This is a genomic window from Microbacterium sp. CnD16-F, from assembly GCF_024124465.1.
In the GTDB taxonomy this organism is placed as follows: Bacteria; Actinomycetota; Actinomycetes; order Actinomycetales; family Microbacteriaceae; genus Microbacterium; species Microbacterium gawkjiense.
Map to the genome: position 1 here is coordinate 33,481 of NZ_JAMXSA010000002.1, position 18,145 is coordinate 51,625.

Annotated in this window: 19 protein-coding genes; 8 read left to right on the top strand and 11 right to left on the bottom strand. The window is 71.3% G+C overall.

Annotated features, from left to right (window positions below; all coding sequences use genetic code 11):
* Positions 1-9 precede the first annotated feature (9 nt).
* Positions 10-888 (bottom strand): UTP--glucose-1-phosphate uridylyltransferase GalU, encoded by an 879-nt coding sequence (gene galU, locus NH287_RS00815; RefSeq protein WP_253034081.1) that lies wholly within the window; start codon positions 886-888, stop codon positions 10-12.
* A gap of 78 nt (positions 889-966) precedes the next feature.
* On the opposite strand from galU, the gene NH287_RS00820 reads away from it, so the two are divergent.
* The 3 genes from NH287_RS00820 to mscL are packed head-to-tail and all read left to right on the top strand — an operon-like array spanning position 967 to position 2,338.
* Complete coding sequence (locus tag NH287_RS00820) at positions 967-1,557, top strand: 5-formyltetrahydrofolate cyclo-ligase (RefSeq protein WP_253034082.1); 591 nt, start codon at positions 967-969, stop codon at positions 1,555-1,557.
* Positions 1,558-1,572: 15 nt separating this feature from the next.
* Positions 1,573-1,845: an FmdB family zinc ribbon protein gene (locus tag NH287_RS00825; protein ID WP_253034083.1), complete on the top strand. Its 273-nt coding sequence runs from the start codon at positions 1,573-1,575 to the stop codon at positions 1,843-1,845.
* A gap of 34 nt (positions 1,846-1,879) precedes the next feature.
* Complete coding sequence (mscL, locus tag NH287_RS00830; RefSeq protein ID WP_253034084.1) at positions 1,880-2,338, top strand: large conductance mechanosensitive channel protein MscL; 459 nt, start codon at positions 1,880-1,882, stop codon at positions 2,336-2,338.
* 170 nt (positions 2,339-2,508) lie between these two features.
* On the opposite strand, the gene NH287_RS00835 is transcribed toward mscL, so the two are convergent.
* A complete protein-coding gene (locus NH287_RS00835; RefSeq protein ID WP_253034085.1) occupies positions 2,509-6,201 on the bottom strand; it encodes an AAA family ATPase in 3,693 nt (1,230 codons plus the stop codon).
* Positions 6,202-6,395: 194 nt separating this feature from the next.
* Between NH287_RS00835 and NH287_RS00840 the strand changes: the two genes are divergently transcribed.
* Complete coding sequence (locus tag NH287_RS00840; protein ID WP_253034086.1) at positions 6,396-6,920, top strand: methylated-DNA--[protein]-cysteine S-methyltransferase; 525 nt, start codon at positions 6,396-6,398, stop codon at positions 6,918-6,920.
* Positions 6,921-6,977: 57 nt separating this feature from the next.
* Here NH287_RS00840 and NH287_RS00845 read toward each other — a convergent pair whose 3' ends face one another.
* Together NH287_RS00845 and NH287_RS00850 are read right to left on the bottom strand one after the other, a co-directional pair.
* Positions 6,978-8,597, bottom strand: coding sequence for a cation acetate symporter (locus tag NH287_RS00845; protein ID WP_253034087.1), 1,620 nt, complete (start codon positions 8,595-8,597; stop codon positions 6,978-6,980).
* Positions 8,594-8,944 carry a DUF485 domain-containing protein gene (locus tag NH287_RS00850; protein ID WP_197471567.1) on the bottom strand — a complete coding sequence of 117 codons (351 nt, stop codon included), beginning with the start codon at positions 8,942-8,944 and terminating at the stop codon, positions 8,594-8,596. Before NH287_RS00850 ends, NH287_RS00845 begins: the two co-directional genes overlap by 4 nt.
* Before the next feature lie 125 nt (positions 8,945-9,069).
* On the opposite strand from NH287_RS00850, the gene NH287_RS00855 reads away from it, so the two are divergent.
* Positions 9,070-9,918, top strand: coding sequence for a LuxR C-terminal-related transcriptional regulator (locus tag NH287_RS00855; RefSeq protein ID WP_253034088.1), 849 nt, complete (start codon positions 9,070-9,072; stop codon positions 9,916-9,918).
* Positions 9,919-9,946: 28 nt separating this feature from the next.
* Positions 9,947-10,312: an Lsr2 family protein gene (locus NH287_RS00860; protein WP_217532244.1), complete on the top strand. Its 366-nt coding sequence runs from the start codon at positions 9,947-9,949 to the stop codon at positions 10,310-10,312.
* A gap of 30 nt (positions 10,313-10,342) precedes the next feature.
* Here NH287_RS00860 and NH287_RS00865 read toward each other — a convergent pair whose 3' ends face one another.
* Entirely contained in the window at positions 10,343-11,002 is a 660-nt protein-coding gene (locus NH287_RS00865; protein WP_374209348.1) for a LysE/ArgO family amino acid transporter, read from the bottom strand.
* Positions 11,003-11,086: 84 nt separating this feature from the next.
* On the opposite strand from NH287_RS00865, the gene NH287_RS00870 reads away from it, so the two are divergent.
* The gene (locus tag NH287_RS00870) at positions 11,087-11,968 is read left to right on the top strand and encodes a LysR family transcriptional regulator ArgP (RefSeq protein ID WP_253034089.1); all 882 of its coding nucleotides are present in this window, start codon (positions 11,087-11,089) and stop codon (positions 11,966-11,968) included.
* A gap of 105 nt (positions 11,969-12,073) precedes the next feature.
* The gene (locus NH287_RS00875) at positions 12,074-12,343 is read left to right on the top strand and encodes a hypothetical protein (RefSeq protein ID WP_217532311.1); all 270 of its coding nucleotides are present in this window, start codon (positions 12,074-12,076) and stop codon (positions 12,341-12,343) included.
* Here NH287_RS00875 and NH287_RS00880 read toward each other — a convergent pair whose 3' ends face one another.
* The 6 genes from NH287_RS00880 to NH287_RS00905 all read right to left on the bottom strand — a co-directional run bounded on the left by NH287_RS00880 (position 12,344) and on the right by NH287_RS00905 (position 18,131).
* The gene (locus NH287_RS00880; protein WP_253034090.1) at positions 12,344-13,186 is read right to left on the bottom strand and encodes a hypothetical protein; all 843 of its coding nucleotides are present in this window, start codon (positions 13,184-13,186) and stop codon (positions 12,344-12,346) included.
* Positions 13,187-13,276: 90 nt separating this feature from the next.
* Complete coding sequence (locus NH287_RS00885; RefSeq protein ID WP_253034091.1) at positions 13,277-13,666, bottom strand: hypothetical protein; 390 nt, start codon at positions 13,664-13,666, stop codon at positions 13,277-13,279.
* Between the two features lie 12 nt (positions 13,667-13,678).
* A complete protein-coding gene (locus tag NH287_RS00890) occupies positions 13,679-15,328 on the bottom strand; it encodes an AAA family ATPase (protein ID WP_253034092.1) in 1,650 nt (549 codons plus the stop codon).
* A 36-nt stretch (positions 15,329-15,364) separates the two neighbouring features.
* Positions 15,365-15,880 carry an SRPBCC family protein gene (locus NH287_RS00895; RefSeq protein ID WP_253034093.1) on the bottom strand — a complete coding sequence of 172 codons (516 nt, stop codon included), beginning with the start codon at positions 15,878-15,880 and terminating at the stop codon, positions 15,365-15,367.
* Positions 15,881-15,900: 20 nt separating this feature from the next.
* Entirely contained in the window at positions 15,901-16,563 is a 663-nt protein-coding gene (locus NH287_RS00900; RefSeq protein ID WP_253034094.1) for a response regulator, read from the bottom strand.
* On the bottom strand, positions 16,560-18,131 hold the full coding sequence (locus tag NH287_RS00905; protein WP_253034095.1) for an ATP-binding protein: 1,572 nt from the start codon (positions 18,129-18,131) through the stop codon (positions 16,560-16,562). Before NH287_RS00905 ends, NH287_RS00900 begins: the two co-directional genes overlap by 4 nt.
* Between the last annotated feature and the right edge of the window lie 14 nt (positions 18,132-18,145).

The following is an 18,145-nucleotide window of genomic DNA, read 5'->3' on the forward strand; positions in this document are numbered from 1 at the left end:
GCGTCGGGTTCACAGACCCGATGCGAAGTCCTTGATCCACGGCCGGAGCTCGGCGCCCAGGTCCTCACGGTCGACCGCGAGCTGGACGATCGCCTTGATGTAGTCGGCACGGTCACCCGTGTCGTAGCGGCGACCGCGGAAGACGACGCCGAGGACGCCCTCGGTCGAGGCGAGCTCCTCGAGCGCGTCGGTCAGCTGGATCTCGCCGCCCTTGCCGGGCTCGGTGCGCTCGAGCACATCGAAGACGCCGGGCGTCAGGACGTAGCGGCCGATGATGGCGTAGTTGGAGGGGGCATCCTCCTTCTTCGGCTTCTCGACGAGACCCGTGACCTTGACCACGTCCTCCTCGTCGGTCGCCTCGACGGCGGCGGCGCCGTACATGTGGATCTGGTCGGGCGAGACCTCCATGAGCGCGACGACGGTCAGGCCGGTCTTCTTGTTCTGCTCGAGCATCTTCTCGAGCAGCACGTCGCGCGCGTCGATCAGGTCGTCGCCGAGCAGCACCGCGAACGTGCTGTCGCCCACGTGCGAACGGGCACGCAGCACCGCGTGACCGAGACCCTTCGGCTCGCCCTGCCGGACGAAGTGGATGTCGGCCATGTCCGACGAGTCCTGCACCCGCTTGAGCTTCTCGTGGTCGCCCTTCTTCGAGAGGTTGGACTCGAGCTCGGGGACGGAGTCGAAGTGGTTGGAGATGTTGTTCTTGTTGCGCCCCAGGATGATGAGCACATCGTCGATGCCGGCTGAGACGGCCTCCTCGACGACGTACTGGATCGCGGGCTTGTCGACGACCGGCAGCATCTCCTTCGGCATGGCTTTCGTGGCGGGCAGGAAGCGGGTGCCCAGACCCGCGGCAGGGATGACGGCTTTGATGCGCTCGGCAGACATGAATCTCACCATACAGATCAGTCGTGTCCTGCATATGACGCGGCCGGGACGGCGGGCGCGTCCCTTTACAATCGGACCATGACCGGCCCCGTGGACAGCGAGAAACGCGCGCTGCGCGCCGAGCTCCGCGAACGCCGTCAGCAGCGCTCGGCCGGCGCCCTCGAGGAGGCCGCCGCCGGCATCCGGACCCAGCTCGACGCGCTCGTCGCCGACCACGGCGTCCGATCCATGTCCTGCTTCCTCTCGACGACGACCGAGCCCGGCACGCGCGAGTTCATCGCCGCTGCGGTGGCGCGCGGCATCCGGGTCCTCCTGCCGGTGACCCGTGCCGACGGCCTGCTCGACTGGGCGGTCGCCGAGCACGAGGGCGACATCGCCGAGGGCATGTTCGGCCTGCCCGAACCCGTGGGCGAACTGCTCAGCCCCGTCGCCGTGAACGACGTCGACCTGCTCGTGATCCCCGCGGCTGCCGTCGACCGCAGCGGGATGCGGCTCGGCTGGGGTCGTGGCTACTTCGACAAGACGATCGGCTCGATGGAGAAGTGCCCGCCCGTCTACGCCGTCATCTTCGACTCCGAGCTGGTCGACGAGGTCCCGCACGAACTGCACGACCAGCCCGTCTCGGGGGTCGTCACCCCCACCCGCACCGTCCGCCTTCCCCTTCGCTGAGTCACCCGAGGTCCCATGCCCACCTACGCCTATGCCTGCACCGCGTGCGGCCACCGTTTCGACACCGTCCAGTCGTTCTCCGACGCCGCGCTCACCGAGTGCCCCGAGTGCGGCGGTCTCGTCCGCAAGCAGTACGGCTCGATCGGCGTGACCTTCAACGGCTCGGGCTTTTACCGCACCGACTCGCGCAGCACCAGCTCCCCCGCATCCTCTGGCGAAAGCTCGGGTTCTTCGACATCATCGAAGAAATCCGAAGCGTCCGCTTCGCCCGCCCCCGCGGGTTCGTAGCCCCGGCTCCGTGCCGGCGGAGGGAGGAGGAGCCGTGATCCAGGGCTTCAAAGACTTCATCATGCGCGGCAACGTCATCGACCTGGCGGTCGCCGTGGTCATCGGCGGCGCGTTCACCGCCATCGTGACGGCCATCGTCGACAGCGTCATCACGCCGCTCATCGCACTGTTCTACAAGCCGTCGGAGAACGGCGACATCGGGCCGACGTTCAGGGGTCTGCACGGGGACGAGGTCACCTTCCCCCTGGGCAACCTCCTCACCGCGATCATCAGCTTCCTCGCCGTCGCGCTCGTCGTCTACCTCGTGTTCGTCGTCCCGATGAACAAGTGGAAGGAGCGTCAGGCCGCCAAGGCCGGCGTCGTCGAGGAGGAGGCGAAGCTCCCCACCGAGGCCGAGCTGCTCGTCCAGATCCGCGACCTGCTCGAAAAGCAGGGCAGCACGCCCGCACCGGCCACGCGCCGGTCGACCGAACCGCCGTCGCCGTCGATCTGACGCGTCAGTAGTGCGGCGGGACGTCGTTCCGCAGTCGTTCATCGTTCGGGCCGGATGCCGGGGGTTCCCCCGCGTCCGGCCCGTTCGGCGTCTCGGGGGCCGGGTCCGTGCCCGGCGCAGGGGTCAGCCGCGCACGACGGGACCCCGGCACCCGCTCGACGCGCTGGCGCTCAGTCGACATCGATCGGCTGGGTGGATCCGGGGGCGGACGGCGTCTCGGGCTGCACGCCGAGGACCCCGGCGATGCGGAGAGCCACGGCGGCGGGATCGTTGTAGACGTCGAACGCGTGGACGCGCACGTAGTGCCAGCCGAGGCGGCGCAGCAGCTGCGGTCGCCGACGGAGCGTCTCGCGCAGGCTGTCGTGCGTGCTCTCGGGGTCGATGTCGGCCACGACGGCCTTGCCCTTGTACTGCGCGACGAGCGGGAGTTGACCGCCGCGGTAGTGCACGTCGACGGAGACACCGAGGCTCCGCAGGTGCTGCGCGAGGGTCAGGGTGAGCGGATCGGCGAGGTCCTCCAGTCGCGCGTCGCGCCCGCGGGCAGCGATCCGACCGAGGATGGCCATGAGGGTGGCGGCGCCGAAGGTCAGGCGTCCCTCGTCGAAGGCCGAGGGCCGGATCGACGAGACGATCACCATCGACCGGCGGGCCCGGGTCATGCCGACCGTCAGAAGCCGCTCGCCGTCGGCGGTGGACAGGTCGCCGAAGTCGCTGAGGACGCGGCCGTGCTTGGTCAGGCCGAACCCGAGCGAGAAGATGACGCGGTCGCGACTCTCGGCGACCGATTCCTCGAGGCCGAGGACGGCGAACGGCTCGGCGGTCTCGCGGCCGACGAAGTCGGCGACGTCCGAACGCCCCGCGAACGCGCTCGCGACCGCCGCGCGCACGCGCTCGGCGTGGCGCGCCGACGCGGTGACGACCATGAGCGACTCGGCGGGACGGTTGATCGCGTGCTCGACGACGAGCGTGACGACGCGGGCGACCTCGGCATCCGGGCTCTCCACGGCCCCCGTGTCGGGGTTCGGCGCGCCCGTGCCGCCCTCGACGTAGTCGACGCTGAGGCTGCCGCGACCGAGGTACGACCCCGCCCAGGGAAGCGAGCCGATCGCACCGCCGTAGAACGCGTCGTTGACGAGCTCGGCGAGGTCCTCTCCCCCGGCGCGGTAGCTGCGGGTCAGGGTCTCGACGGGGATCAGTTCGCTCAGTCGCTCGAAGACGCTCGTGTCGTCGAACGGCACCTCGGGCGCCTCCGGGTCGTCGCCGCGTCCCGACCAGAGCCGGAACGGTGTCGGCTTCTGCGTCACCGGGTCGCCGAAGACGACGATCTGCCGGGCGCGGCGCAGCGCGGGCGTCGCCTCGGCGAGGCACAGCGCGGCCGCGTCGGCGATGATGACGACGTCGAACTCGGGGTGATCCGGCACGTGCGGCACCTCGTAGGGCGACGCGAGCCAGACCGGCGCGAGCACGCGCATGAGGGTCGGCGCCGAGGCGACGAGCTCCGACGCCGACGCGGTGCCGCCGCGCAGCGCCGACTTCAGCGAGGCCGCCTCGCGCGGCTCGTCGACGATCGCGATGCGCCACCGCTTGGCGAGTTCCGAGGCCAGCAGGGGCCCCGACGACGAGGCGTGCGCTTCATCGACGAGACGGAAGTCGCGCTCGAGGCGGTCGAGCACCGTGGTGTTCGCGCCGAGCAGGGCGCGATCCGAGCGCAGCATGGCCTCGAGTGCGGAACGCCACCATGCGTACTCGAACTCCGCGGCCACCTCGGACTCGGGGACGTGGCGGGTCGAGAGCTCCATGAGGAGGGGCTCGAGACCGAGCTGCGCGAGTTCGCTGCGCAGCGCTGCACGCTCGACGAGGTTGTCGAAGACGTCGGATGCTGCGGCGAGGCCCGCGAGCGTCCGCAGCAGCTGCGGGATCGGCAGGCTCGCCAGCGGCTCGGTGCGACCGAGCGCGCGGTCGAGGTCGGCGAGGTCGGCGTTCGCCCGCTGCCATGCGGCCGCGACGTCGTCGAGACCGATCGGGATCTCGGGCGTGACGCCGGCATCGACGAGCTGCTGCCATTGCGTGCGCTGGTTCTGCACCCGCAGGAGCGCTTCGTGCATGTCGGTGACGTGCATGCCTGGCCGCACGTACTCCTTCGACAGGCGGCGCAGCCGCCTGCGGTTGGCCGTCGTCATCTGCGCCGAGTCCCGGCGCGACGAGTGCGCGGCGATCAGGTCGGTGAGGGGGCGCTCGAACACCGTGGGGCTGAAGCGGTCGAGCGAGGCGCGGATGCCCTGCAGCAGTTGCACGTACGAGCCCATCTCGGCGATGGTCGTGAACGGCCGCATCCGCGTCTGGCCGATCAGCTCGTAGCCGCGCTCGAGGAGCGCGGGGACCTCGGCGCGGTGCAACCGGCCGGCCAGCGCGTGCGCGGCGCGAGCTTCGTCGGTCGTCGAGAACGCGACGCCGTACCAGGGTGAGTCGTCGGGTCCGATGCGGAACTCGCCGAGGCGAGCGGATGCCGCGAGAGCTTCCGCGGCCTCGACGCGGCGCGTCGCGAGGCGCTGCACCGTCGCGAGGTCGAAGCGTGTGGTGGCGCTCGGCTGCGGCTCGTGGTCGGCGATGCGCGTGAGTTCGCGCAGCGCCTCGAGCGGGGAGACACCGACCGAGGCGTGGCGCTGGGTCAGCGCGGCGCGATAGTCGCGCAGCACGGTGCGCAGGCGCACGAGGGCGTCGTCCACCTCGGCGACCTTGGGCTGCTCGGCCTTCTCGTTGCGGGCGATCGCGCGGATGAGGTCGCGGTGCAGCCGGGTCGGCGACACTGCGAGGCCGGGCAGGCCGATGCCGGCCAACCGGTGGCGGACGCCGTCGAGGGTCGACCGGCGGGCGCTCACGACGAGCACGCGCTTGCCCGAGCGGACGAGTTCGCCGACCGCGTTGATGACCGTCTGCGTGCCGCCCGTTCCGGGGAGAGTGTGGACGGCCAGCGACTGCCCCTCGGTGATGCGGGCGAGCACCGCCTCCTGCTCCGCATCCGCGTCGAGGATCAGGCGGTCCGAGGCGGGCGTGCGGTCGTCGGGGCCGACGGCGTCGGGCTGCGGGCGCACGAACGAGAGGCGCTCGCGATCGGCGGGGTGACCCGCGAGCGCGTTGAGCACGGGGTGGTCGAGGTCGACGGCATCCCGCTCCATGTCGGAGGCGACGTCGGCGAAGGTCGAGACCACGAGCCGCGGCTGCACCGTGAAGGTGGGGACGTGCGCCGTCAGAGCGCGCAGCCGGTCGATGACGGGCTGCGGCTGGAACACGCCGCCGTCGTAGGCGAGGGCGGCGAGCGCGTCGCCGTCGAGGTCGACGCCGAAGTGGATGCGGGCCGCGGTGACCAGTTCGCGGTTGACATGGAAGGGGCCGTGCAACCGCAGGTCGAAGTCGGTGTGGTGACGGCGGATCGTCAGCGGACGCAGCAGGACGGGCGCGGTGCAGCTGACCCCGCCGATGCGCCACGACGCCATGCCGATGGCCAGGTGCACGGTGTCGAGGCCCCGCGTCGTGCGCAGTTCGACGTCCTTCGACGTGATGCGCTCGGCGGCCAAACGCGCGGTGCGGAGGGCCACCTCGTCGCGGAACATGTTCGACAGCAGGGTGGGACGACCCGTGATGAACTGCGGCAGGCTGCCCGGGTGGGCCTTGGTGATGTCGATGCCGGCGTCGCCGTCGTCGCGATAATGGAGGAGCGTCGAGGCGCCGCCCAGCTGGGCGGCCTCCTCGCGCAGTCGTTTGCGCTCGGGGACGGCCGCGTGCATGACGAGGACCTCGGGGTCGGACAGCGTCACGTCCGCCGGGGTCACCGCGGGCATCTGCTCGGCATTCTCGCCGCGCACAGCACCGCTCTCTGCTCGCCACACACCGAAAACACTAGGCGCGTCGAGCCCGGAAAGCGGGATCGACGGCCGAGTTTCGCGGATCGATCCTCACTCGGGCACCGATTCCTCCACATTCGGGTCGGGATGCCGCTTCTCCCCCGCCCGCTCCTCCCCCGTTCTCGGCGTCTCGGCCCCGCAACCATGATGAGGACATGACGATCGCAACCTACTCGGTGCACCCGACACCGATCGGCGAGGCCCTCCTGGTGACGACCGACGAGGGTCTCGTCGCGCTGTCGGTGCTGGACGGCCCGGCCTACGCCGAGGTCTCCCGGCTCAGCCTGCTGCTGCACAGCGTGCCGGTGCCCGACGACGGTCCGGCGCGGGAGGCAGCCGGCGAGCTCGACGAGTACTTCGCCGGCGCACGGCGGGCCTTCTCGGTGCCGCTCGACTGGCGACTCACGGCGGGCTTCACGCGGCAGGCACTCGAGGCCATCGCCGGGATCCCGTACGGCGAGACGGCGTCGTACGCCGAGATCGCCATCGCCGCGGGGTCCCCGCGGGCGCATCGCGCGGTGGGGACCGCGTGCGCCCGCACCCCCTGGTCGATCGTGCTGCCCGCTCACCGTGTGATCCGCAGCGACGGCTCCCTCGGCGAGTACGGCGGCCGGCCCGAGCACAAGCGGTTCCTTCTCGACCTCGAGGAGCGGGTCGCGGGCGCGACGGGCCGCGCATGACGGAGGCGGGCAGGGACGTGTAGGCCGTCCCTGCCCGCCTCGTCGCGGCATCCGCTCTTAGTGGTCGACCGCCTTCTCGGCGCCGTACCCGGTCAGCGAGCGGACCTCCATCTCGGCGGCCTTCGTGGCGTCCTCGGCCTTGCGGGAGGTCACCGACCCCAGCCAGCCGAGGAGGAAGCCCACCGGGATCGAGACGATGCCCGGGTTGTTGAGCGGCCAGATCGCCGTGCCGACGTTCTTGAACACACTCGTCTCGGTGCCCCAGAACACGGGCGACAGGACGATGAGTACGATCGCGGTCGCGAGCCCCCCGTACATGCTCCACACGGCGCCGCGCGTCGTGAACTTCCGCCAGAACAGCGAGTACAGGATCGTCGGCAGGTTGGCCGAGGCGGCGACCGCGAAGGCCAGCGCGACGAGGAACGCCACGTTCTGCCCCTGCACGCCGATGCCGCCGAGGATAGCGAGCACACCGATCACGATGACCGTGCGACGGGCGACCTTGACCTCGCCGTCCGGCGGCACGTTCCCCTTCTTCACGACGTTCGCGTAGATGTCGTGCGCGAAGGATGCCGCGGCCGTGATCGTGAGCCCGGCGACGACCGCGAGGATCGTGGCGAACGCGACCGCCGAGATGAACCCGAGCAGCACCGGTCCGCCGAGGGCCTCGGCGAGCAGCGGCGCGGCGGAGTTGACGCCACCGGGCGCCGCCTTGATCGTCTCGGAGCCGACGATGGCCCCGGCGCCGTAGCCCAGGACGAGCGTCAGCAGGTAGAAGAGGCCGATCAGCCAGATCGCCCAGACCACCGAGCGACGCGCCTCCTTCGCGGTCGGCACCGTGTAGAAGCGCATGAGCACGTGCGGCAGTCCCGCGGTACCGAGCACGAGCGCGATCGCGAGGGAGATGAAGTCCCACGGGTTGGCGCCGTACTGCAGGCCCGGGCCGAGGATCGCGTCCTGCGGGTCGGTCGTCGACTTCTGCACGGCCGCCTCGAGGAGCGTGTCGAGGCTGAACCCGTTGATCGCGAGGACCCAGATCGTCATGACGATGGCGCCGCCGATGAGCAGGAACGCCTTGACGATCTGCACCCACGTCGTGCCCTTCATGCCACCGATGAGGACGTAGACGATCATCAGCACGCCGACGACGGCGACGACGATCGACTGACCGATCTGCTCGGTGATCCCCAGCAGCAGCGAGACGAGACCACCCGCACCGGCCATCTGGGCGAGCAGGTAGAAAAAGCACACCGCGAGCGTCGTGATCGCCGCGGCGAGCCGCACCGGGCGCTGCTTCAGACGGAACGAGAGCACGTCGGCCATCGTGAACTTGCCCGTGTTGCGCATGAGCTCGGCGACCAGCAGCAGCGCGACGAGCCACGCGACGAGGAAGCCGATCGAGTAGAGGAACCCGTCGTAGCCGTTGATCGCGATGGCGCCCACGATGCCGAGGAAGGATGCCGCCGACAGGTAGTCGCCGGCGATGGCGAACCCGTTCTGCGGACCCGTGAAGGAGCGGCCTGCGGCGTAGTAGTCGGCGGCCGTCTTGTTGTTGCGACTGGCGCGGATGACGATGAACAGCGTCACCGCGACAAATGCGCCGAAGATCGAGATGTTGAGGACGGGGTTGTTCGTCGCGGCGCCGGCGGGGGCCGCGGCGAGGAGCACGGGGGTCATCGGGCCTCCTGCCGTTCGAGGTCTGCCCGGATTTCGGAGGAGATCGGGTCGAGCTTGCGGTTCGCGAAGGCGACGTAGCCCATCGTGATGGCGAACGTGGTGACGAACTGTCCGAGGCCCAGGAGCAGGCCGATGGTGATGTGACCGAACACCTCCTGCGCCATGAAGTCCGGAGCGAAGGACGAGAGCAGGACGTAGACGAAGTACCAGATGAGGAAGAGCACGGCCAGCGGGAAGACGACGCTGCGGTGCTTCTTCTTCAGCTCGACGAACCGCGGCGATCGTTCGACCGCGACGTAGTCGATGGCACTCCCTTCCACGCCTCCGTGGGGTGACTGGGACGACATGTGGCCTCCTTGCCTCATGGGGTGAGCGACGGTGCTCGCACGAGCCGTTCCTGGGAATCGGCCGCGTGGTAGGTTCGACCGTACGAAGGCGGCAGAGGTGCCGTCACCCCCGGAAGTAGGTACGCGTGGGATCGTCGGTCGAGAGCGACGCGGACACGCGGCTCGTCTCCCGAGCCGTGTCCGATCTGGCCCGTCAGACGCGTTTTCCCGTCGTTTTCGGCGGTCTCGAACGCGGCGGCGCCGTCCACGTCACCGCGATCTCGGGCACCCGCACCCGCAGCATCGAGGGACTCGTCGTCGAAGCCGGTCGCGGTCTGGGCGGTGCCGCGATGATCGAGAAGCGACCCCGCCTCGCCCTGGACTACCGCACCGCGCGCACGATCACGCACGACTACGACCGCGCCATCCTCGGCGAAGGCATCTCGACCCTGCTGGCCGTGCCCGTCGTCGTCACCGGCCGCCCGCGCGGCATCGTCTACTGCGGGTCGTGGACCCCCGGCCCCGTCGGAGATCTCGTCAGCCGGCCCGCCTTCCGCGCCGCCGACATGCTCGCGACCGAGCTGCGCGTCCGCGAGGAGGTCGACCGTCGCGTCGCCGCACTGACGCCGGCCGAACTCGCCCTGCCCGCCTCCGCGCAGGAGGATCTGCGCGAGAGCTACGCCGAGCTGCGGAGCATCGCCGCATCCGTCACCGACCCCGACCTGCGGGAGCGGATCGCGGCGGTCGAGAAACGCCTCGCGGGGATGTCGCGACCGGCGGCGGCCGAGGCATCGCTCGACGTCGCCCTCTCGCCGCGCGAGCTCGACGTGCTCGCCTGCTGCGCGCTCGGCGCCACCAATGCGGAGATCGCCGCGTCGCTGTCGCTGCGCGAGGGGACGGTCAAGTCGTACCTGCAGGCGGCGATGGCGAAATTGGATGCCTCGACCCGCCACGCCGCCGTCGCCAAGGCGCGCCGGGCCGGACTTCTGCCGTAGCGAGCACGCGCGCCACTAGGGTAAGCGCATGGCCCGCAAAATCGTGCATCAACTCGTCGACGACCTGGACGGCACCGTCCTCGAGGTCGGCGACGGAGAGACCGTGCTCTTCTCCCTCGACGGCACCGCCTACGAGATCGACCTCACCCACGACAACGCGAACGCCCTGCGCGACGTCCTGGCGCCGTACATCGACGCCGCGCGTCGTGTCTCGTCGCGCGGGACGACCTCACGCGCGGTCACCTCGTCGAACGGCGGCGGCCGCAAGCAGAAGCGAGCCGGGCAGCGCGACTACGCGCCGATCCGCGAGTGGGCCGCGAAGAACGGCTACCAGGTCTCGGAGCGCGGTCGCGTGCCGGCGCAGGTGCTCGACGCGTACGACGCCGCGCACTGACGGTCGCCGCGCCGCGGCATCCCCGCCCGATCAGCCGAGGACGAGGCTGACGGCGATGACGAGCATGATGACGGCGATGCCGGCGTCGAGGATGCGCCACGCGCGTGCCGTGCGCAGGAGCGGCGCGAGGTAGCGCGCGCCGTAGCCGAACACCACGAACCAGAGGGTGCTGCCGACGACGCCGCCGGCGAGGAAGAACCAACGCGCGTCACCGTGCGTCGCCGCCACCGACCCCAGCACGACGGTCGTTTCGACGATCGCGTGGGGGTTCAACCAGGTGACGGCGAGGATGGTCAGGAGCGTCGCGGTCCTCGTCGCCGCGCGCGGCCGGACGAGGACGGTGCCGGGGGTCGCGGCATCCGTCGGGGTCTCCGGCTCAGCGGCTTCGAGGCTGCCGCCGCCACGCCAGGCTCGACGCGCACTGACGAACGCGAACCCCACGATGAAGGCCGCACCGGCCCACCGCGCGATCGTCTCGAGCCACGGGTGGGCGGTGACGAGGGTCGCGACGCCGGCGACGCCGAGGGTCTGCAGGATCGCGTCGCTGACGACGCAGACGAGCACGACGATCCCCACGTGTTCGCGCCGCAGACCCTGGCGCAGCACGATCGCGTTCTGCGCGCCGATCGAGACGATGAGACCGAGGCAGAGTCCGAGGCCCGAGAGGAAGGCGGCGAGTTCGGGAGTCACAGGTCCCACGGTAGGCAGCTCGTCTTCTGCAGTACAGCGAAGGATTCTGCATCATCTGTAGCATCGCTTCACTACGCTGGTGGCGTGGACATCCCGTTCGAGCACCTGCGCACGCTGGCCGCCGCCGTCGACGCCGGCACGCTGGATCGCGCGGCCGCACGGCTCGGGATCACCCCGAGCGCGGTCAGCCAGCGCATCCGCGTCATCGAGCAGCGCGTCGGCCGGGTGGTGCTGCGGCGCACCAAGCCGGTGACCGCGACGGAGGCGGGCGAGCCGCTCGTGCGTCTCGCGCGTCAGCTCGACCTGCTCGAGCACGACGCCCGCGCCGCCCTGGGCGACGAGGCGGGCTCGGCAGTGGTGCCGCTCGCCGTCAACGCCGACTCGCTCATCACCTGGTTCCTTCCGGCGCTCACCGCCGTCACCGCCGCGCACCCGGTCACGTTCGAGCTGCACCGCGAGGACCAGGAACGCACAGCGCAGCTGCTCGCGGCGGGCACGGTCATGGCGGCCGTCACCTCGCAGCGCGACGCGGTGGCCGGATGCGTCTCCTCACCCCTGGGGCGGATGCGGTACACCGCCATCGCGACGCGGGACTTCGCCGATCGGTGGTTCCCGCAGGGGCTCGGGCGGGCGGCGCTCGAAGCCGCACCGCGCGTCGACTTCGACCGTCACGACACCCTGCAGAGCGCGTTCGCACGTCGCCACGGCGCCCGGCGGGACGCCCCCCGCCACATCATCAGCGCGTCGGCCGAGTTCGCGCAGGCGATCACGATCGGCCTGGGGTGGGGGATGCTGCTGCCCGGCCAATTCGAGGCGGGTGTCGCCGACGGCTCGCTCGTCATTCTGGCCGACGACACGGTCGAGGTCCCCCTGTTCTGGCAGCGCTGGAACCTCTCGTCGCCGCTCCTCGAGACGGTCACGACGGCCGTCCGCGAGGCCGCGGAACGCTCGCCCGCCGTCGGGTAGCGCGCGCCCCAGGCCGCGTCAATCCCCTCCGCCGCGCGGGTGCGCGGGGCGATGGTGATCACCTGGGATACGTGTCGACGGGGTGAGCGGGACGAGGTGCAGAACATGTTCGTGGATTCGGAGACGCTGCGCGCACTGCCGACACGTCGACCGGCGGATGCCGCACCCCGAGCGTCGCGCATCCAGTGGGACCTGATCGCGGAGGACCGCTACGAGGTCCGGATCGCCGGCGAGGTCGCCGGCTACATCGACGTCGTCGGCGCGGTCTACGTGGTCCTCACGGGGCCGCGGTACGACCGGGCCGAGGAGGTCGCGCAGACCCTCGTCTGGTCGACCGCCACGACCGCACTCGACCAGCACCGCGCGCGCGGCTGATCAGTCGGCCGCACGGTCGGCCGCGGACCGTGCCTTCGTCGCGGCGGTACGGGCTCGGCGGCGCTGCTCGGCAAGGTCCTCGACCTCGGCGCGTGCCCGCTCGGCATCGTCCTCGAGACGGGCGCGCTCCCGGTCGAGTTCCACCAGGCGGTCCTCGAGCGACGACGCCCTCTCCTGCGCCGCCTGCCAGCGGTCCTCGATGCGATCGAGGTCGCGCTCGAGACTCTCGGCGTGACGTCGCGCCTCGGCCGCTGCTCGCGCGGCCTCGCGGGCCGCGCGACGCTCGGCGAGGTCGTCGGTCGGCTCGGGCCGGGCTGAGGCGACGTCGAAGGGTCCCGAGACCGCGTCGGAGAGGTCGGGCGCGTCCATTCCGGTCGCCTCGATGGGGCGTAGCAACCGGGCGCTCGCGACGGCAGCCGCGGCATCCGGATCCCGCAGCGCGGCGTCGAGGGTCTGCTCGACTGCGGTGCGGATGGTGCCGCCTACCTCGACACCGCGCTCGCCCGCACGCCGCACGGCGCGATCGACGAGGTCACGGAGGATGCTGCGACGGCGCCGGGTGAGATCGGCGAGAGCGCGAGCATCGCCGGCATCCACTGCTTCGCGGAACTCGTCGGCGAGCTCGGCGGCCGAGGTGAGCGCGTCGGCGTCATCTGAGGCGAGCAGGTTGACGACCCAGGCGGCGAGGACCGGTTTGCTGAGCTTCTTGATCGCGGCCGCGAGATCCTTGTCGGATGCCTCTGCCGCGGCTGCGGTGCGCAACGCGACGAAATCACCGGCGGGAGCCACGCTCAGCCGCGTGGCGACCTCGATGAGCCGCGTGTCGTCCGTCTCACCGGTCATTTGCCCATCCTCCCCCATGTCGCCGGCGCGGATTCGGCAGGATTGCGGCACGGCACGGCACGAGCGCGACAGCAGCGAGATCTGCCACGGTCAGCCCGTCCAGAACACGACGACGGCGACGAGTCCCACGCACACGGCGAAGGGCACGGCAGCCGCGCGCCGACGCCGGGCGGCGCCCACGACAGCCCACACGGCACTCGCCAAGCCGACGACGACGAAGACGGTCGTTCGAGCCCACCCCGTCTGGGTGACGATGACGCCGTCGCCGGCGGCGGGCTCCCACTCGCACCGTCGTCCGACCGGCCAGACTGTCTCCTCCGCGGAGATGAGCGCCGACTCCGACACTGAGACGCCCACGGGGGCGTCATCCAGCCAGCAGCGCGTCTCGACGTTCTCGCGCGTGTCCAGCCAGAGACCGGCGATCAGCGCAACACCGGCGAGGAGGGCGAGCGCGATCAGAACTCCCGTCGCGGCGCGCACCTGGTCGCCGTTCTACAGGCCGTTCGCGACGGCGGCGGCGGCGCGCATCCAGGCGTCCTTCGTGCGCGACTGCAGGGCGTCGTACCGGATGCGGCCGGCCTTGAGCGCGTCGTCGAACGGGATGATCTCGACCGCGCGGACGTGACCCTCGAAGCCGGCGGCGATGCGCTGCGCGGCGCCGATGCCGGCACGCTCGGACTGCCCGACGACGACCACGGCGCCGTCGGCGAGGCGGCGCGAGTGCTCGTCGCGCTTGCGCAGCGCGTCGAGGAGGAGGGCGGCGGATTCGGCCGACTCGGGGGCGGCGAGGGTCGGGACGACGAGCTGATGCGCCGAATCGATCATGCGCAGCCAGCGGTCGGCCGACTCATCGTTGCCCGAGTCGAAGATGACCATGCGGTAGTACCGCGCCGCGACTTGTGCGAGCAGGTCGAAGTCGGCGGTCGTGATGCGCTGGTCGGCCGCGAGCAGTTCGGGGTTCGAGCGCAGCACGTCGTAGCGGTCGACGGACTGGTGATGAACGAATCGTGCGATGTCGGAGACGGATGCGGTCGCCTCGAGCAGCCGCGATGCTTCGGGGAGCAGGTCGCGGATCGTCGTGTCGTAGTCGCCCTGCTCGGTGCGCCACCCCAGGGTGCCGCGGGTGTCGTTGTTGTCCCACGCGAGGACGTTGCCGCCGCCGTGGCGCGCGAACACCGCCGACAGCACCGCGGTCGTCATGGTCTTGCCGACGCCGCCCTTGCCGTTGGCGACGGCGATGGCGCGGCATCCGGCCCACTGACGCGAGACCGCCTTCTCGCGCTCCGCACGCGCGAGTTCCGCCTTCGACGGCTTGATCGGGATGCCGATCCGCACGAAGAACGAGCGCCAGCCCGAAACGGTGGCGGGGTGGACCTCGGGAGGCTCGATGAACGACGGACGGGGCCCATTGGAGGCGGATGCCTCGAACGCGGTCTCGGGCGCGGGTGCGCCGTCGGTGGGGGCCGGCGCCTCGGGCGTGGCGGTCGCTGTGCTGTGCGGGTCGGCTGCGGGCTCCGGTTCGTCCGTGGGCTCCGGCTCGTCCGCGCGCGCGACGTCGACGGAGTCGGTTCCCGTCGCCGGGGCGGCTGCGGGGATGTCGGTCACGCGGGCGGGCGCCCATTCGGCCGGCGCCGTGTCGTCCTCGTCGAGGTCGTCGTCGTCCCCGCTGTCGAAGACGGGGGGCCGCTCGGCGGACTCCGGGAGAGGGTTCGACGACGGCGGGAAGAACGCCGGCACCTCGGCGACGAGCACGGGCTCCGCGCCATCCACCTCGGGCTCAGCCTCCGGGGCGGAAGCGTCGTCCTCGTCAGCCTCGGCCTCGTGCACCGGCTCGGGGTCCGTGGTCCACCACGCCTGCTGGCGCAGCTCCGCACGGGTGACGGTACGGTCATCCACCTCGACGTCGATCTCGCCCGAAGGTCCGATGATCAGGCGATGCTCACCGCGGTCGCCGCTTGTGCGCAGTTCGATCGCCGCGCCGGCGGCCGCGGCATCCGCTCTCACCCGGTCGACGATGAGGCGGCGCACGCCATCGGCGTCGGGAGCGTCGAGGGTCTGTTCGGCGCCGTCGACCGTCGTGAACCGTGCCGACCCACCGATGACGTGCGCGGAGGCGTGTGTCGGTTCACTGCCAGTGCTCATGGATTCCTCTCGGTGCGCGACGGACGCGCTCCCACGCTATCGCGCGCGACGCCGAAATCCCCGGTGGACGGTCAGAGTCGCCGCGTCAGCCGCCCGGCCACCCGAGGCCGCGGCGGCTTTCCGGACCAGCACCGCGTTCCGCGTACGGATCAGCCGCTGCATGTACGGGCGCAGCAGGAGTGGTTCGACGATCACCCCGAGCAGCGGCGAGCGCAGGGTCACGGTGTCGGTCATGACCGTGACGTCCCCGTCCCGCTCGAACCGGTGCTCGTGACGGAAGACCCGGAACGGTCCGCGCACCTGCTCGTCGACGAACCGACGCGGCCGCTCGAGCGCGGTGATCTGCGAGGTCATCGTCCACATCACGCCGAAGTGGCGGGCGCGCCAGGTGACGCTCTCCCCCAGCCCGATCGTCCCGCTCGTCACCCCGGCGACAGCGCGCTCGCGCGACCGCCGCATGGAGTCGAGGTGCGCGTCGATCGACAGCGAGAGGTCGAACAGCACCTCCGGCGCGCAGCGCACACGCGTGACCTCGGTGAAGGTGGTCGTCATCCCGTCAGGCTATCCACCGCTCACACGACGTATCGCGTGCTCGGCCGCCCGGCGGTCGCGTAGTCCATCGTGCGGCGGGCGGCGCCCTCGTCGGCGAGGTGCTCGAGGTAGCGCCGGCAGCTCACCCGCGAGAGGCCGAGCTCCGCGGCGAGGTCGGCGGCCGTCCCGCCGCCGAGGCGGCGCAGCGCGTCGTGCACGAGCTCGAGCGTCTCGCGTGTGAGCCCCTTCGGCAGCGAGCGCCGGGCAGAGGGCCGCATGACGGCGTCGATCCGGATCTGGTCGAGCGTGCCGCCGGATGCCGCGGCTCCCCGCTCGGCGATGACGTCGTCGATCCGCTGGTGCAGGTCGTGGGCGGTGAACGGCTTCACGATGTAGTGCCGCACGCCCATGAGCCGCGCGTCGCGGACGGTCTCGACGTCGCGGGCCGCGGTGACGGCGACGACCTCGGGCTGGCGGACGGCGGCATCCGCCCTCACCGCGCGGAGCGCCTCGATACCCGAAAAGCCGGGCAGGTGCACGTCGAGCAGCACGAGGTCGGGTTCGAGGGAGCGGATGGCGTCGACGGCATCGGGACCGGATGCCGCCGTGCCGACGAGTTCGCACTGCGGATGGGCGTCGACGAAGCGGCCGTGCAGCTGGGCGACGGCGGGAGCGTCGTCGACGACCAGGACGCGGAGGCTCACGAGACCCTCGCCGGGACGGGGAGGACGACGGCGAAGCGCGCCCCGCCGAGGGCGGACCGGCTGAGGACGACGTCGCCCGAGTGGCGCCGGGCGATGCGACGGACGAGGGCGAGGCCGACGCCGCGGGTGCGGGCGCTCGGATCCTTCGTGCTGACGCCCTCGTCGAAGACCCGTTCGGCGAGCGCGGGATCGACGCCGGGACCGCTGTCCTCGACGACGACGCTGACGCCCTCGGCGCCGGCGTGCACGGCGAGCGCGAGCGTGTCGCCGGCGCGGCACGCGTCGAACGCGTTGTCGACGAGGTTGCCGACCACCGTGACGAGGTCCCCGGTCACAGCAGCGGGGACCATGCCCTCGGCGTCGATGGAGAAGGTGATGCCGAGTTCGCGCGAGCGCGCGAGCTTCGCCGAGAGGAGAGCCGCGAGCTCGGGCCCCAGCTGCTCGCTGGCGGCGCCGATGTCGAGCGAGCCGCCCGGCTGCATCCGCGCGATGAAGTCGCGTGCGTCGTCCCAGGCGCCGAGTTCGAGGAGCCCCGACACGACGTGCATCGAATTGGCGAACTCGTGCGCCTGCGCGCGCAGTCCGTCGGTGAGCGACTGCTGGCCATCCATCTCGCGGACCGCCTGGTGGAGTTCGGTGTGGTCGCGCAGCAGCAGGGTGCCGCCGACCGGCTTGCCGTCGTCGTCGTACAGACCCGTCGCCCGGGCGATGAGCGGACGCTCCCCGGCGAGGACGAGGCGCCCCTCGCGCTCCCCGTTGACGAGGACCTCGTGGATCGGTCCCTCGAGCACGTCCGAGGCTCGCTCGCCGATGAGCGGTCCCGCCCCGAGCAGGCGCACGGCGGCGTCGTTCGCGCTCGCGACGACCCCGTCGCGGTCCACGCGGACCACCCCCTCCGACAGACGGTGCAGCATCGTCTCGCGCTCGGCCACGAGCTCGGCGATCTGCTCCGGCTCGAGGCCCAGGATGCGACGACGGATGAGGGTCGCGACCCCGGCTGCACCGAACACGCCGACGACGGCCGAGCCGCCGAGCGCGAGGAGCAGCCACGGCAGCCGCGACTGCACATCGGCGGCGAGCTCCGACTCGAGCACGCCGACCGAGACGGATCCGATGACCTCGCCCGAGACGGCGCCGCTGGCGTACAGCGGCACCTTCACGCGGTACGACTCGCCGAGCGTCCCCGTCTCGGTTCCCGACCACACCTGACCCGACAGCGGTGCCGACGGGTCGGTCGACACGGCCTCGCCGATGCGGTCCTCGTTCGGATGCGAGTAGCGGATGCCGGCGGCATCCGTCACGACGACGTAGGTGAGATCGGATGCCTCGCGGATGACCTCGGCGAGCGGTTGGATCGTGGCGCTCGGGTCGGGGTCGTCGAACGCCTCGGCGATGGAGGGGAGCCTGCTGATCGAGAGGGCCACCCCCACCATCCGCTCCCGGTAGGACTCTCGGATGGAGCGCTCCTGCAGGGAGATCGCGACGACCCCGGTGATGACGATGACGACGCAGACGATGAAGGCTTGCAGCAGCAGCAGCTGCCATCTCAGCGACATCGCTCGGGGCACGCGCTCATTCTCCC

What these genes read in the sequence shown, in the direction of transcription:
- galU (WP_253034081.1), bottom strand. Translation starts at nt 888, where the DNA reads ATGTCTGCCGAGCGCATCAAAGCCGTCATCCCTGCCGCGGGTCTGGGC.
- NH287_RS00860 (WP_217532244.1), top strand. Translation starts at nt 9,947, where the DNA reads ATGGCCCGCAAAATCGTGCATCAACTCGTCGACGACCTGGACGGCACC.
- NH287_RS00890 (WP_253034092.1), bottom strand. Translation starts at nt 15,328, where the DNA reads ATGAGCACTGGCAGTGAACCGACACACGCCTCCGCGCACGTCATCGGT.
- NH287_RS00840 (WP_253034086.1), top strand. Translation starts at nt 6,396, where the DNA reads ATGACGATCGCAACCTACTCGGTGCACCCGACACCGATCGGCGAGGCC.
- NH287_RS00825 (WP_253034083.1), top strand. Translation starts at nt 1,573, where the DNA reads ATGCCCACCTACGCCTATGCCTGCACCGCGTGCGGCCACCGTTTCGAC.
- NH287_RS00845 (WP_253034087.1), bottom strand. Translation starts at nt 8,597, where the DNA reads ATGACCCCCGTGCTCCTCGCCGCGGCCCCCGCCGGCGCCGCGACGAAC.
- NH287_RS00880 (WP_253034090.1), bottom strand. Translation starts at nt 13,186, where the DNA reads ATGACCGGTGAGACGGACGACACGCGGCTCATCGAGGTCGCCACGCGG.
- NH287_RS00895 (WP_253034093.1), bottom strand. Translation starts at nt 15,880, where the DNA reads ATGACGACCACCTTCACCGAGGTCACGCGTGTGCGCTGCGCGCCGGAG.
- NH287_RS00820 (WP_253034082.1), top strand. Translation starts at nt 967, where the DNA reads ATGACCGGCCCCGTGGACAGCGAGAAACGCGCGCTGCGCGCCGAGCTC.
- NH287_RS00850 (WP_197471567.1), bottom strand. Translation starts at nt 8,944, where the DNA reads ATGTCGTCCCAGTCACCCCACGGAGGCGTGGAAGGGAGTGCCATCGAC.
- NH287_RS00875 (WP_217532311.1), top strand. Translation starts at nt 12,074, where the DNA reads ATGTTCGTGGATTCGGAGACGCTGCGCGCACTGCCGACACGTCGACCG.